The sequence below is a fragment of the Paenibacillus sp. FSL M7-0896 genome (assembly GCF_037975415.1).
Classification (GTDB): Bacteria; Bacillota; Bacilli; order Paenibacillales; family Paenibacillaceae; genus Paenibacillus_AQ; species Paenibacillus_AQ silagei.
Genome location: NZ_CP150250.1, coordinates 3,891,113 through 3,905,123, shown reverse-complemented (window position 1 = coordinate 3,905,123; position 14,011 = coordinate 3,891,113). Strand labels below are relative to the sequence as shown.

The following is a 14,011-nucleotide window of genomic DNA, read 5'->3' as shown; positions in this document are numbered from 1 at the left end:
TTTGATCTGTTAATCTCACAATGGGTGAAAGAAATCTTGTGAGAAAAACTCACATACCATTGACACGCCATATAAGGAAATGTACAATGAGATGAGAAAAAGATCATTGGAAGGTTGGATGAGTCATGGGTGATGAAATCCGCAGAAATATGGCATTATTTCCGATTGGAATCGTAATGAAGTTAACAGATCTATCCGCCAGACAAATTCGTTATTATGAGCAGCACAGCCTGATCGTACCTGCGCGTACCTCCGGCAACCAGCGTTTGTTCTCTTTTAATGATGTGGAACGTCTGCTTGAGATCAAGGCGTTGATTGAGAAGGGTGTTAATATTGCCGGCATTAAGCAGGTGATGAATCCTGTCTCGAAGGAATCTGAAGAAGCTACGGTTATTACCCCTGACACAGAGGTGAGACGTAGAGAGTTGTCTGATTCGCAGCTTCACCGTCTGCTGAAGCAGGAGCTGGTTTCCGGTAAAAGACCGGGACAAGTGTCTCTAATTCAAGGTGAGCTATCCCGGTTTTTTAATAAATAATATAGAGCTGTTGAAAGGGAGAGGGTAACGTGAGCTTTACTAAAGAGGATATTCTGCGCATTTCCAAGGACGAGAACGTCCGGTTTATTCGCCTGCAATTCACCGATTTGCTGGGAACGATCAAGAATGTAGAGATTCCGGTAAGCCAGCTTGAAAAAGCACTCGACAATAAAATGATGTTCGATGGCTCTTCCATCGAAGGTTATGTGCGGATTGAAGAATCCGACATGTATCTGTATCCTGACCTGAGCACCTGGGTTATCTTCCCTTGGGTGACTGACAGCCGTGTGGCACGTCTGATTTGTGATGTGTACATGCCGGATGGCACACCGTTTGCCGGAGACCCGCGTGGTATCCTCAAGCGTTGTCTGCAGGAAGCGGAAGAAATGGGCTTCACAGCTATGAATGTCGGACCGGAGCCGGAATTCTTCCTGTTCAGAACAGATGAGAAGGGCAATCCGACTACAGAGCTGAATGACCAGGGTGGTTATTTCGATCTGGCGCCGATGGATCTTGGGGAGAACTGCCGCCGCGAAATCGTATTGACACTGGAAGAGATGGGCTTTGAAATTGAAGCCTCCCACCACGAAGTGGCTTCCGGCCAGCATGAAATTGACTTCAAATATGCCGATGCCATCAAGGCAGCGGATCAGATTCAGACCTTCAAGCTTGTTGTGAAGACGGTAGCCCGCCATCACGGCCTGCATGCAACCTTTATGCCTAAGCCGCTGTTCGGTATGAACGGATCTGGTATGCACGCTCACCAATCCCTGTTCAAAGGCAAAGAGAATATGTTCTACGATGAGAGCGATAAGCTGGGACTTAGCAAGACTGCCCGTTATTACATGGCAGGGATTCTGAAGCACGCACGTGCTTTTGCAGCGATCACTAACCCGACTGTCAACTCTTACAAACGTCTGGTGCCTGGTTATGAAGCACCTTGCTATGTAGCCTGGTCTGCAAGTAACCGCAGCCCGATGATCCGTATTCCGGCTTCGAGAGGACTCAGCACACGCGTTGAGGTTCGTAACCCGGACCCTGCGGCTAACCCTTACCTTGCACTCGCTGTTATGCTGAAGGCAGGTCTGGATGGAATCAAGCGTCAGCTCGATCTTCCAGCTCCTATCGACCGTAACATCTATGTGATGTCCGAAGAAGAGCGGATCGAAGAAGGCATCCCAAGTCTGCCAGCCGATCTGAAGGAAGCCCTGAACGAAATGATCCGCAGCCACGTGATCACAGAAGCCCTTGGCGAACACGCCCTGGCCCACTTCTACGAGCTGAAGGAAATTGAATGGGACATCTACCGCACCCAGGTTCACGAGTGGGAAAGAGATCAGTACATGACGCTTTACTAGGATACAGCAGCCCTTGGCGCTATTCGCGCCGGGGGCTTTTTATATTTTTTAGAGAGTATGATTTACATCTGTCCGGGGATCTAGTGCTCTTACGTATGTGGGGTTCAAGATGTATACAAAAAACCGAACACAATTGGCGGCCGCGAAGGGTTAGTTAGATTGTGGTGAAGACATACCAAAAAAGCAGGCTTCCTAAAGCTAGCACAGCAGTCATACCAAGCAGCACTCCAATAATGACTTTTTCAGATCTGTTGTATTTCTTCAATTTGATCACCTCAACAAACTCTAATATAAAAAACCAACAGCTCTCTTTTACCGAGAAATAAATCCCGGACTGCTGTTGGTATATGGAACTGAACGTCTCTGATTAGGTTAATGTATGATTATATATTTTGGTGATCCTTATGATGAAGATCCCTATATTCATTCTTTGTTAAACCAAACAACATAGAATCATGATATTTACCATTGATATAGAAGATTTGACGTCGGACTCCTTCTTGAACGCATCCTACTTTTCTAAGCATAGCAGCCGATGCCTTATTTCCGTCCAGAACATAATCATTAAATTTATTAAGTCTACGCTCGAAAAATGCATATTTTAAAAGCATGTGCACTGCCCTGGTACCGTAACCCTTACCTCGATAGGGATGATCAATTACAATACCTATGCTGAAAGTACCATTCCTCTCGTCAATGCTGTTTAGATTAATACCACCTACCGTTTCACCGTTCATATTTTCAATAGTAAACATGATTCGGCCATTAGTGGACGAAAATTCAACGTTCTCTTCAACGAATTTCTTCGCACCCGAGATTGTAGGCGGCAATTCAATAGTACATTCCAGAAAACGACGGGCAGGGGTATCGAATGCAGTTAAATATATACTTTCCCAATCCTCAGCCTCTATTGAACGCAATCTAATTTCATCATCCTGCCAATAATAGTTTGTATAATCTATATTTCGCATAAGTACACCTCCAAATAATATCACGATTCTATAAGTTTATCTCATGAAATATATATTTTGGAGGTGCTTTTTGATTATAAGTAATCTTAACATGATGACATTACTTAGATGGTGAAGTTCTAAGATTATTGTTCAAAGTCAAACGGGGGAGGGCGGAAGATCTGCTACATTAGTATATAAGTTATTCCGAAGTATGTTTATAAAAAAGGCGCCTACTCCCACCAAACGTAGTATGTGCCTAGCTGCTCTGTAAGTTGGTTAATCGTAGCGAGGATCTCTGGCGAATATTCGGTGATCAGAACGCCTTGGATGAGCGGCATTGCCTTAAGCGAAAATCCATTCAACGTTTCCTCCCAGGTTTAATAGATTATTCTTCGAGAGGAATCGGGGGCCGGATGATATACCATAGCAGTCCATAAGCTATTCCGAAGTAAAGGATTACACCCAGTATGGATATGGACAGAAGAATGATGATAACTTTATTTCCATTCATACATTTACCTCCTACATAAAAAAAACTCTCCCGATTTTTAGTATGGGGGAGAGGAGTGATGATGACGACTGAACAAAGCTCTCACATCATAATATAATGGAATTATAACTCCAGATCAAATCATTTTACATACTATTCCATCTCCTATATACTTAACCAGAAGAGAATTCTAGTGGCAGACATGGGAGCGGATGATGAAGAATACATATAAGATTATGCTTTCGCTGATGCTCATCCTGGCGCTAACATGTCCGGTGGCTGGGGCGGAAGGAGCGGCTGTGCCAGCGGAGACCCAAGCTAGGCTTATGGAGCAATATGGGCTGGATGCGCCGGCTCTGCCGTTGTGGGATTGGAGCAGCGTTGATGTCGGGGGCAGTGGCATTACAGGTGGGATGCTGTTCGTCTACCGGATGATGTTGAATCCGCTGGGGGTCATGTTGCTAGAGATACTATATATTCTGTAGTAGAGGGGAAAAAGAATGAATTCGCGTTATGATACGCCAAGCCCTGTACGCAGAGTCCGCAGGAGATCGGGCGGTAAGTCGTTACTGGTTCTTATCCTTGTTCTGATTGTGATGGCGGTTACGAATCCGGGAAAGGAAGCATTCAGTGAATATTCTGTAAAGAATCTGGAAAATACGCTCGGTCAGGAAATAGGCGACGGAATTACCAAGCAGGTGGCCCAGCCTGTAATTGAGTCTTTGACCGTGAGGGATAACTACATTTTGTTTTCTGTATTCAGTGTACCGGACCTTAAGAATACCAATTTTTTTACCCGGGATGGCGGGGCCACGAAGAAGTATATCGGATTGTTCAAAATCCTGTTTATTAAGCTGTAAATATGGTTTACATATTGTTCCATGACCCGGTATAATTGAATAGATTCGAGACGGAATCTTTAATATGGTTGTGGAACAAGGAGGAACGAAGTTGAATACGGCTTATAAAGTACTGTCCAGTGATGCTGATCTATTCGCTGCCGCACTGGCACAGGTACAGGTCTACGTCGTTCAGCTGGTTGATGGCAAACCGCATGTGATTGCTGATTATGCCGGACCTGTACAGAAATGGACACCGGAGTACATTGTGCTGGCCGGAATGACTTATAGACGCGATGAATTTGAATTCCGGGTACGATTGAACAAGAAGTAAGCAGATTCGCTGCCCACTACCTGCAGCTCTAACTAACATTACTGCCGAATCACACAATCTTTGGAGCCATTCTTGGCATCTCTTATACTATCCAAGTGTAAAAGAGGTGTAAAGATGAGCCAAAGAGAACGTAACCGGATTCGCAGAGCCATTAATGTCCTGCTGACACAGCGGGCAATCCTGCTGGAGAGACTGGAAGAGATCAATGAGAATCTGCGCAGGGTGCCTAGAGGTTCGCGGGCCAGAAGAGAACTGCTGGCAGCCAGAGAATCGATCCGCGAGGCCATCCGTTTGAATACGGTGGCTATCCGTCTGTTGAGAAGTGTGCTGTAGTCTGTATCCGCTCTAATTTATATGAGTCACAGGAACCCTTGGGACGCAATCTGGCGTCTCAAGGGTTTTTGCGACGTTCCTATTCCCGGATGGTGACACGGGTACCTATGGGAACGAGGGCGGCTAGAGCCAGAACATCTGCGTTATACATTCGAATACAGCCGTGTGAGACCATGTGGCCGATGGAGGATGGGTCATTGGTTCCGTGGATGCCGTAATGCGGCTTGGACAGTCCCATCCAGAAGGCACCGAACGGACCGCCCGGATTGGGCTGTTTGTTAATGATGGTGTATTCGCCTACAGGCGAGACGGTTAACATTTTGCCGATGCCGACAGGGAAGCCTCTGGTGACAACGTCATTATCCAGCAGATACAGCATGCGCTGTGACAGATCGACGATAATTCGGTAATTGGGCATACAGATCAGCACTCCTTTGTAACAGGATATGTGCGGAGCTATGCAGCGGTTCGCAGAAAAAATGGCCAAAAAGCTGAATGCGAACAAATGTTTGTATACAGCTTTTTGGCCACCACACGAAGTAAAATGAACATAAAACAGGCTGCTTCGCATGGTGCGGAGCAGCCTGTTCTTAAGCGGGGAGTAGATTAGTGGATATCGCGGAATAATCCGATGACCCGGCCCAAAATTGTAACGCGGTTGAGGCGGAGAGGCTCGTACGCCGGATTCTCCGGCTGCAGCCTGATATGATCCCGTTCCTTGTAGAAGGTCTTGACAGTTGCTTCATCTTCTTCGGTCATCGCTACAACAATATCGCCGTTGTCGGCAGTCTGCTGCTGGCGCACGATGACATAATCCCCGTTCATAATTCCGGCATCCACCATACTGTCACCAAGGACAGATAGCATAAATACCTTGTTATCACCTACATAATGAGCAGGCAACGGGAAGTAATCCTCAATATTCTCTGTTGCTGTAATAGGAACACCAGCTGTAACCTTACCCACTACCGGGATGCGGGTAACGGTCTGGACGAATTGATGCACATTCTCTGAATCTTCCTGGCCGAGTAATTCAATGGCACGCGGTTTCGTTGGGTCACGCCGGATCAGGCCCTTCTTCTCAAGCCGGTCCAAGTGACCATGCACGGTTGAGCTGGAGGCCAGGCCGACAGCCTCGCCAATCTCGCGGACGGACGGAGGATAACCCTTGCTGCGGACTTCATTACGTATAAATTCCAGGATCGCCAGCTGACGACTAGAAATCTTTGACATCGGTATCAACCCCATATACTATGTTTGGGAAAATTATAACATAGAACTTCCGTTCGTACAAACATAAGTTCTAAAATGAGGAAAATAAGAGAACGGAAATAAAGAGAACAAATGTTCCGAAAAAACTATTGATCGAAACACATGTTCGTGTTATATTATTTTCGAAAGCAAGAACATGTGTTTGGAGGATGATAATCATGTTAAAGTATAGTACATACAACAGCATCTACAATAATGAGGATATCAAGGTGTCCGCTCCCAGTAATCCAACTGCTCATAGTTATGTAACCAAGATCAAGGACGGTATTCTTCATAGTCTCGCTGCGCTCTCATCACTATTCCGTCAGGTCAGCCTGATGAAGCTGGTCCTGGTGCTGATGCTTGTTATTTCGGGATTCACTGTGGTGGGGAATGTTTTTGCCGGTTCGGTCTCGTCGATGAAGCCGGATAAGCGGATCGTAGTCGAACGCGGGGATACCTTATGGAGTATTGCGTTAAGCAACAAGCCTGGGGACATGAAGACAGCCGTATATATAGAAGGAATAATGAAGAGTAATCATTTGGAGAACAGCGTCATTAAGGCCGGAGATATTCTGACTTTACCTTTATACTGAAGGAATGCAGCAGGCTAATGATCGACTCGGAGAGCTTTCAGGGGGTAGACCTTGACAAGCTCTTTTTCTCATGGCAAAGTTAAAATGAATTTAGAGGGAGGGAAACGTATTGAATATTGACGAATTGGTCGCACGCATCAATGAATTGGCACGCAAAGCTAAGAACGGCGGCCTGAATGAAGAGGAACTGGCTGAACGTGCCAAGCTCCGCGAGATTTACCTGGGGAATATCCGCACTAACTTTCGGGCCCAGCTTGATACCATCGAAATTGTGGACAATCCGGAGCATGAAGAAGGCAATAACGGACTTAAGCATTAGCCTGTTGCCTTTTCATAGATAATACAGGATGACTAGGGGGAACTTACATGGCCCGTTCTTGGGAAAGAATGGTTCAACGCAACACGAAGCAAATTAACCAGCAAAGAAAGAAGCAGGGGAAGGACTCCATTTACACTTCCAGCACTAAGACTGCCGCGAAAAGCATCGATATTTTCAAAGGCCGAAATATCGTATTCCCCGTTGTACTGATGCTGCTCGGTATCATGTTCTGGGTGGTCGGCTCAATTGACGAAGCCAAAGGAAGCGGGATTCTGGCCAACTGGCTGGGTGTAGTGCTGTACTTCCTGCTCGCTGCGCTGCTGTTCTTCCGCCGTCCGTTTCTTAAGGTTGAGCGTGCGCGTATCTCTACTATTAAATACAACCGCGAACGCTTCCTGGCTGCGGCGGATATTGAGAAGATCACTTTATCGCGCAGTGTAGTTACCATTAAGTATAAGGGTAAGCGCAAGCAGTGGATTTTCTCCAAGCTGATTAACCGTTATGACACTGCTGCGATGGGGGAACGCCTGGAGCAGTTCGCCAAGAACAACAACATTGAGGTCGTGCACGAATAGCAAGACAGACCAGCATATAGGGAGTGGGAGAACAAATGCCGATTACCGCCGTTCTATTTGACCTTGACGATACTCTGCTGTGGGATGACCGCAGTGTGGAAGAAGCCTTCCGCTATGCTTGTGAGGCTGCTGGAGATTCCGTTGATCCCGGGGAGCTGGAAGCTGCTGTACGCAGGGAAGCCCGTACACTTTACGAATCCTATGAGACGTATCCGTTCACGAAGCTGATCGGTATTAACCCGTATGAAGCGCTGTGGGCGAACTTCACTGCCGGTGAGCAGCCTGAGTTCCGTCAACTGGAACAGCTTGCCCCTGTCTACCGTAAGGAATCCTGGCGCCGTGGCCTGGCCTCACTCGGGGTAGAGGATGAAGCGCTGGCTGCACAGCTGGCTGACAAGTTCGCCGCAGAGCGCCGCAGCCGTCCTTATATCTATGAGGAGACGCTTCAGGTGCTGGACGAGCTGCGCGGTAAGGTGAAGCTGCTGCTGCTGACGAACGGCTGCCCGGCTCTTCAGCAGGAGAAGCTGGATGGTGTGCCGGAGCTTACCCCGTATTTTGACCACATTGTGATTTCGGGAAGCTTCGGCAAAGGCAAGCCGGACAAGGGAATCTTCGAGCATGCGCTCGGACTGCTGGATATTACTCCGGAACAAGGTATAATGGTGGGCGATAAGCTTACGACAGATATTCTTGGGGGCTTGTCTGCCGGACTGACTACGGTCTGGATCAACCGAAATAGCAAAGCCTCCGACCCGGAGATTACACCGGATTACCAGATCAGCCATCTCTCGGAGCTTCTGCCGCTGGTAGACTCCTTATAATTGAATTCTATGAGGCCAGTATCCTATTTTCGGATATTGGCTTTTTTTATAAAGATATGACTATTCTCATGTTCACGAGTGAATCATGCAGCTTCTTTAAGGCAAATTGAATAAAATGTGTATAATAAGAAGAGTAGCGATCTGACTTTCATTGTAATATAGAATGGATATGTTCGTGGATGAAGAAGAATCTACCTATGAACCGGGAGGACTTCAGATGATGAAGCCAAGGATACGCAGGGGACTTATATGCATTGTGATGGGGATGACGCTAGCCGGATGCTCGGGGAATAAGGAAGATGAGATGCAGATGCATGCTGCGGCCAATTCCTCCATGTCACCGATTAAGGTGGAGCTGAGCTGGACCCCGGAGGAAGTAACCGCAGGGACGGCAGTTAGCTTCAAGGCTGTGGTGACACAGGATGGTGAACCAGTGGATGATGCGAGAGAAGTAATGTTTGAGGTCAACGAGGCAGCGGATAAGACCAAGAAGGTTGAAATCAAGGGTGAAAGTGCCGGAGAAGGGGCTTATGTCGGGGAACATACCTTTGCAGAGGCAGGCGAATTCAGTGTCACTTCACATGTGACTGCCCGGACGCAGCACTCCATGCCAAGCAAGAAACTTGTGGTAGCGCCGTAATAGAAATGAAATCAATGGAAATACAAATAATGCAGGGTGGAAAGGAAGGCTTTCCGAAATCCCTTTATTCTGCTAAAATTACTCTAATGTTTCACTGGGGGGATGGAAAGTGGCCAAATACACACTTGCTGAGAGCTTGCAGCAGCGCATATTGATACTGGATGGAGCTATGGGTACCATGATTCAACAGGTGCCGCTCACCGGCGAGGATTTCGGCGGGGATGACCTGGATGGCTGTAATGAAATGCTGGTGCTGACCCGGCCGGAGGTTATACAGGACATTCATGAGAAATACCTGGAGGCCGGTGCGGATCTGATTGAGACGAACACCTTCGGTGCCACTTCAGTGGTGCTTGCCGAATATGATATACAGGACCGTGCCCGGGAGATTAACCTTGCGGCCGCCAGACTTGCACGTAATGCCGCAGATAAATATGATACACCGCAGCGCCCGCGTTATGTTGTAGGAGCTATGGGACCGACCACCAAGACGCTCTCTGTCACCGGGGGAGTCACCTTCAAGGAGCTTATAGACAGCTATGAAGAACAGGCGGTTGCCTTGATCGACGGCAAGGTGGACGCGCTGCTCCTGGAGACATCCCAGGATACCCTGAACGTGAAGGCTGGAAGCATTGGCATCCGTAACGCCTTCGAGAAGAGCGGAATTACGCTGCCGGTGATGATTTCAGGAACGATTGAACCTATGGGAACTACACTTGCCGGTCAGAATATAGAAGCCTTCTATATTTCGCTGGAGCATCTGAAGCCGGTGTCCATCGGACTGAACTGTGCTACCGGACCGGAGTTCATGCGGGATCATATCCGTTCGCTGTCCGCGATCTCTTCAGCGGCCGTCAGCTGTTACCCGAACGCAGGTCTGCCGGATGAGAACGGGAATTATCATGAATCCCCGGATTCTCTGGCCCGTAAGCTGGGCGGCTTCGCTGAGAAGGGCTGGCTGAACATTGCCGGCGGCTGCTGCGGAACGACTCCTGATCATATCCGGGCGATGGCTGAAGTGATGGCGGCTTACCCGCCGCGTAAGCTGGACGGCCAGCATCCTCCGGCCTTATCGGGGATAGAGCCGGTGTACGTGGAGAGTGAGAACCGTCCGTATATGGTCGGTGAACGGACCAATGTCCTCGGTTCCCGGAAGTTCAAGCGTCTAATCGTCGAGGGGAAATATGAGGAAGCTTCGGAGATAGCCCGTGCCCAGGTGAAGAGCGGCGCACAGGTTATTGATGTCTGCGTGCAGGACCCGGACCGGGATGAGACGGAAGATATCATGCGGTTCCTGGAGCTGGTGGTGAAGAAGGTCAAGGTGCCGTTAATGATCGATACGACGGACCCGAAGGTCATTGATCTGGCCTTGCAGTATTGTCAGGGTAAAGCGATCATTAACTCCATTAACCTTGAAGATGGTGAAGAGAAGTTCGAGCTTGTCACGCCACTGATTCATAAATACGGAGCAGCGATTGTAGTTGGCACTATCGATGAGACCGGTCAGGCCATCCTGGCTAAGGACAAACTTGAGGTGGCCAGACGTTCCTACGATCTGCTTGTCAACAAATACGGTCTGGCTCCCGAGGATCTGATCTTCGATACCCTTGTGTTCCCTGTAGGAACCGGGGATGAGCAGTATATCGGCTCCGCCAAGGAGACGATTGACGGCATCCGTCTGATTAAGGAGGCTATGCCTGCTGTTCACACTATTCTCGGTATCAGTAATGTCTCCTTCGGTCTGCCGGAAGCCGGCCGCGAGGTGCTGAACTCGGTATTCCTGTACGAGTGCACCAAGGCCGGTCTGGATTATGCCATTGTGAACACCGAGAAGGTGGAGCGGTACGCATCGATCCCTGAAGAGGAGCGCAAGCTCGCAGAAGAGCTGATCTATAATACGAATGACGATACCTTGTCTGCGTTCGTGGCGGCTTTTCGCGGCAAAAAGGTCGAGAAGAAGGAGAAGATCTCCAATCTCTCCCTGGAGGAGCGCCTAGCTTCCTATGTGGTAGAAGGCACTAAGGAGGGGCTGATCCCGGATCTAGATGAAGCGCTGAAGACCTCGCCTCCGCTGGAGATCATTAATGGACCGCTGATGGCGGGGATGTCTGAGGTCGGACGGCTGTTCAATAACAATGAATTAATCGTGGCAGAGGTGCTCCAGAGTGCGGAGGTCATGAAGGCCTCAGTAAGCCATCTGGAGCAGTTCATGCAGAAGGATGAGACCTCGGTTAAGGGGAGAATCATGCTTGCGACCGTCAAGGGTGATGTGCATGATATCGGTAAAAACCTGGTCGAGATTATTCTCTCCAACAACGGTTATGAGATCGTCAATCTGGGGATCAAGGTTCCGCCAGAGAATATTATTGAAGCCTTCCGCAAGGAAAAGGCTGACGCCATCGGCTTGTCGGGACTGCTGGTGAAGTCGGCGCAGCAGATGGTGCTGACTGCGCAGGATCTGCGGTCCGCCGGTATTGATGTGCCGATTATGGTGGGCGGTGCGGCACTGACCCGCAAATTCACCAAGACCCGAATCCGTCCGGAATATGACGGACTCGTCTTATACGCGAAGGATGCCATGGACGGTCTGGATATCGCCAACCGGCTGATGAACCCGCTGGAGCGGGTGAAGATTGAGGAGGAGGTCCGCGAGGAGGCTGAGGCTGCCGTAGCTGTCGCTCCGCAAGCGCCGCTTCCCGAGCTTACGCGCGCAGTCCGCTCCAAAATCTCGGCTGATGCCCCGGTGTTCATCCCGCCTGATCTGGAGCGTCATGTCCTGCGGAATTATCCGCTGGGACATGTGATTCCTTATGTGAATATGCAGATGCTGCTCGGCCATCATCTCGGTCTGCGCGGCTCTGTAGAGGCGCAATTGGCAGCGCGGGACCCGCGTACGGTAGAATTGAAAGAGACCGTTGACGATATTCTGCATCAGGCGATGCTCGAAGGCACGATCGTCCCGCATGCGATGTACCAGTTCTTCCCGGCCCAGTCACGCGGGAATGACATTCTGATCTATGATCCGCAGGATCAGGCTAAGGTGCTGCATACCTTCACCTTCCCGCGCCAGAATGTGGAGCCGTATCTCTGCCTTGCTGATTTCCTGAAGCCAGTGGAGAGCGGAGTTATGGATTATGTTGGCTTCCTGGTGGTTACTGCGGGACATGGTGTCCGTGAATTATCGACTGAACTTAAGGATAAGGGTGATTATCTCCGTTCCCATGCTCTGCAGGCAGTCGCTCTTGAAGTCGCAGAGGGTCTGGCTGAACGTGTCCATCATATGATGCGCGATACCTGGGGATTCCCGGACCCGGCAGATATGACTATGAAGCAAAGACATGGCGCGCGTTACCAGGGCATCCGTGTATCCTTCGGCTACCCGGCCTGCCCGGATCTGGAGGATCAGGGGCCGTTATTCAAGCTCATGAAGCCTGAGGATATCGGCGTGCAGCTTACCGAGGGCTTCATGATGGAGCCGGAGGCTTCGGTCTCGGCGATGGTCTTTGCCCACCCTGAAGCGCAGTACTTCAATGTGGAGAAGCTCTGAGCCATCCACATGCTAACCGGCCAGAAGGGGCTTTGCCCCGACTTTTCGGAACCTCCCGTTACCGGGAGGTTTTTTGCTGCAAAAGATGCTTTTGCAGCAAAAACAGAGTAGAATTCTTGTCATAAGAACAGACAAGATCACAAAAAATAATGAAGACATCAGAGCGAGAGAGAGGAGGGGCATAATGGAAATCTATTTTCTCGGAACGAATGCCGGGGTGCCGACGCTGCAGCGCAATGTGACGTCGGTTGCACTCCGGCTGCTTGAAGAACGGCGAACCTTCTGGATGTTCGACTGCGGGGAAGGGACACAGCATCAGGTTCTGCGCTCGCCGCTGCGGCTGGGCAAGCTGGAGAAGCTATTTATCACCCATCTGCACGGTGATCATCTGTTTGGCCTGCCCGGACTCATCTCCAGCAGGGGCTACCAGGGCGGGACTTCACCGCTTACGGTGTACGGACCTCCCGGGCTCAAGGCATATCTGGACATATCGCTGTCTGTCAGCCAGTCCCGCATTCCTTATAAGCTGGAGATTGTGGAGCACAGCGGCGGGCTGATTTTTGAGGATGAGACCTTCAAGGTGGAAGCAGGACTGCTGGAGCACCGGATTGACAGCTATGGCTACCGGGTTACGGAGAAGGACAGTCCGGGTAACCTGAATACGGAGCTGCTGAAGAGCTATGGACTGAAGCCGGGACCGCTATATGGCCGGTTAAAAAAAGGTGAGGATATCACGACTGATGAAGGCGTGCTGATCCGGGCGGCCGAGGTGATTCATGCACCCAAGCGCGGACGTATCGTAGTTATTCTGGGAGATACCCGGCCTTGTGCGGGCTCATTGCCGCTGGCGCAGGATGCCGATCTGATTATTCATGAGGCGACATTTGCTCATAGCCTGGCAGAAATGGCTCATCAATATCATCACAGCACTGCACAGCAGGCTGCGGAGCTGGCAAGGGATGCAGGCGGGGCTGAGCTGATCTTGACCCACTTCAGCTCGCGTTACACTTCGCAGGAGGAGCTCGCTCCGCTGCTGAAGGAAGCGCAGGAGATCTTCCCGAATACGCTGCTGGCAGAGGAATTCTGCACCTTCCCGGTCTACCGGAGAACCCCGGGAAATGACGCTGCGGACTGAATTATTTTCCGGGAAAGCGCAGGAAATGACAGGCCTATGCCAAAAATAGCCGGGCGCTGCAGGAGTTCGCTAGCGTTCGACGAAGAACGTTAAATTTAAAGTAAAAGCTGAGGATTAAGCGTACGAAGCAGTAGAGAAAATGCCGAAACGAAGCGGCTAAAAATCGCAGGCAGGCGGGCAATAAATCCATTCACAGCTCACTTCCCGGAGAAGCCGCCGCTGCTCTGAAATATAATTCATAGGGTTAATAATAAATGAGATGAACCACCGAGTTCGAATCGACA

General features: G+C 49.7%; 17 protein-coding genes. 13 read left to right on the top strand and 4 right to left on the bottom strand.

Annotated features, from left to right (window positions below):
• The first annotated feature begins 125 nt into the window (after positions 1-125).
• Both MKY12_RS16705 and glnA read left to right on the top strand, forming a co-directional pair.
• Positions 126-536, top strand: coding sequence for a MerR family transcriptional regulator (locus tag MKY12_RS16705; protein WP_019910684.1), 411 nt, complete (start codon positions 126-128; stop codon positions 534-536).
• Between the two features lie 29 nt (positions 537-565).
• The gene (gene glnA / locus MKY12_RS16700) at positions 566-1,894 is read left to right on the top strand and encodes a type I glutamate--ammonia ligase (RefSeq protein WP_036724635.1); all 1,329 of its coding nucleotides are present in this window, start codon (positions 566-568) and stop codon (positions 1,892-1,894) included.
• Between the two features lie 383 nt (positions 1,895-2,277).
• Here glnA and MKY12_RS16695 read toward each other — a convergent pair whose 3' ends face one another.
• Together MKY12_RS16695 and MKY12_RS16690 are read right to left on the bottom strand one after the other, a co-directional pair.
• On the bottom strand, positions 2,278-2,865 hold the full coding sequence (locus tag MKY12_RS16695; RefSeq protein ID WP_339248918.1) for a GNAT family protein: 588 nt from the start codon (positions 2,863-2,865) through the stop codon (positions 2,278-2,280).
• A gap of 367 nt (positions 2,866-3,232) precedes the next feature.
• The gene (locus MKY12_RS16690; protein ID WP_339310013.1) at positions 3,233-3,358 is read right to left on the bottom strand and encodes a hypothetical protein; all 126 of its coding nucleotides are present in this window, start codon (positions 3,356-3,358) and stop codon (positions 3,233-3,235) included.
• A gap of 191 nt (positions 3,359-3,549) precedes the next feature.
• Between MKY12_RS16690 and MKY12_RS16685 the strand changes: the two genes are divergently transcribed.
• The 4 genes from MKY12_RS16685 (at position 3,550) to MKY12_RS16670 (ending at position 4,843) form a co-directional block, all read left to right on the top strand.
• On the top strand, positions 3,550-3,822 hold the full coding sequence (locus MKY12_RS16685; RefSeq protein WP_339248916.1) for a hypothetical protein: 273 nt from the start codon (positions 3,550-3,552) through the stop codon (positions 3,820-3,822).
• Positions 3,823-3,837: 15 nt separating this feature from the next.
• Entirely contained in the window at positions 3,838-4,197 is a 360-nt protein-coding gene (locus MKY12_RS16680) for a hypothetical protein (protein ID WP_339248915.1), read from the top strand.
• 91 nt (positions 4,198-4,288) lie between these two features.
• Positions 4,289-4,510, top strand: a complete 222-nt coding sequence (locus tag MKY12_RS16675) for a hypothetical protein (protein WP_036695469.1) — start codon at positions 4,289-4,291, stop codon at positions 4,508-4,510.
• 114 nt (positions 4,511-4,624) lie between these two features.
• Positions 4,625-4,843, top strand: coding sequence for a hypothetical protein (locus tag MKY12_RS16670; protein WP_036726416.1), 219 nt, complete (start codon positions 4,625-4,627; stop codon positions 4,841-4,843).
• A 79-nt stretch (positions 4,844-4,922) separates the two neighbouring features.
• Here the strand turns inward: MKY12_RS16670 and MKY12_RS16665 are convergent, their stop codons facing one another.
• Both MKY12_RS16665 and lexA read right to left on the bottom strand, forming a co-directional pair.
• Positions 4,923-5,261 carry a L,D-transpeptidase gene (locus MKY12_RS16665; RefSeq protein WP_076079347.1) on the bottom strand — a complete coding sequence of 113 codons (339 nt, stop codon included), beginning with the start codon at positions 5,259-5,261 and terminating at the stop codon, positions 4,923-4,925.
• Positions 5,262-5,449: 188 nt separating this feature from the next.
• Entirely contained in the window at positions 5,450-6,076 is a 627-nt protein-coding gene (lexA, locus tag MKY12_RS16660; RefSeq protein WP_036695466.1) for a transcriptional repressor LexA, read from the bottom strand.
• 197 nt (positions 6,077-6,273) lie between these two features.
• Here lexA and MKY12_RS16655 point away from each other — a divergent pair, with 197 nt between their 5' ends.
• The 7 genes from MKY12_RS16655 to rnz all read left to right on the top strand — a co-directional run bounded on the left by MKY12_RS16655 (position 6,274) and on the right by rnz (position 13,727).
• Positions 6,274-6,690, top strand: coding sequence for a LysM peptidoglycan-binding domain-containing protein (locus MKY12_RS16655; RefSeq protein WP_339248914.1), 417 nt, complete (start codon positions 6,274-6,276; stop codon positions 6,688-6,690).
• 109 nt (positions 6,691-6,799) lie between these two features.
• Positions 6,800-7,009 (top strand): DUF896 domain-containing protein, encoded by a 210-nt coding sequence (locus MKY12_RS16650; protein ID WP_036695465.1) that lies wholly within the window; start codon positions 6,800-6,802, stop codon positions 7,007-7,009.
• A 47-nt stretch (positions 7,010-7,056) separates the two neighbouring features.
• A complete protein-coding gene (locus tag MKY12_RS16645; protein WP_036726420.1) occupies positions 7,057-7,584 on the top strand; it encodes a hypothetical protein in 528 nt (175 codons plus the stop codon).
• Positions 7,585-7,619: 35 nt separating this feature from the next.
• Positions 7,620-8,405 (top strand): HAD-IA family hydrolase, encoded by a 786-nt coding sequence (locus MKY12_RS16640; RefSeq protein WP_339248913.1) that lies wholly within the window; start codon positions 7,620-7,622, stop codon positions 8,403-8,405.
• Between the two features lie 163 nt (positions 8,406-8,568).
• Positions 8,569-9,045: a FixH family protein gene (locus MKY12_RS16635; RefSeq protein ID WP_051478100.1), complete on the top strand. Its 477-nt coding sequence runs from the start codon at positions 8,569-8,571 to the stop codon at positions 9,043-9,045.
• A 109-nt stretch (positions 9,046-9,154) separates the two neighbouring features.
• A complete protein-coding gene (gene metH / locus MKY12_RS16630; RefSeq protein ID WP_339310011.1) occupies positions 9,155-12,592 on the top strand; it encodes a methionine synthase in 3,438 nt (1,145 codons plus the stop codon).
• 184 nt (positions 12,593-12,776) lie between these two features.
• Complete coding sequence (rnz, locus tag MKY12_RS16625) at positions 12,777-13,727, top strand: ribonuclease Z (RefSeq protein WP_209873631.1); 951 nt, start codon at positions 12,777-12,779, stop codon at positions 13,725-13,727.
• Positions 13,728-14,011: the final 284 nt, after the last annotated feature.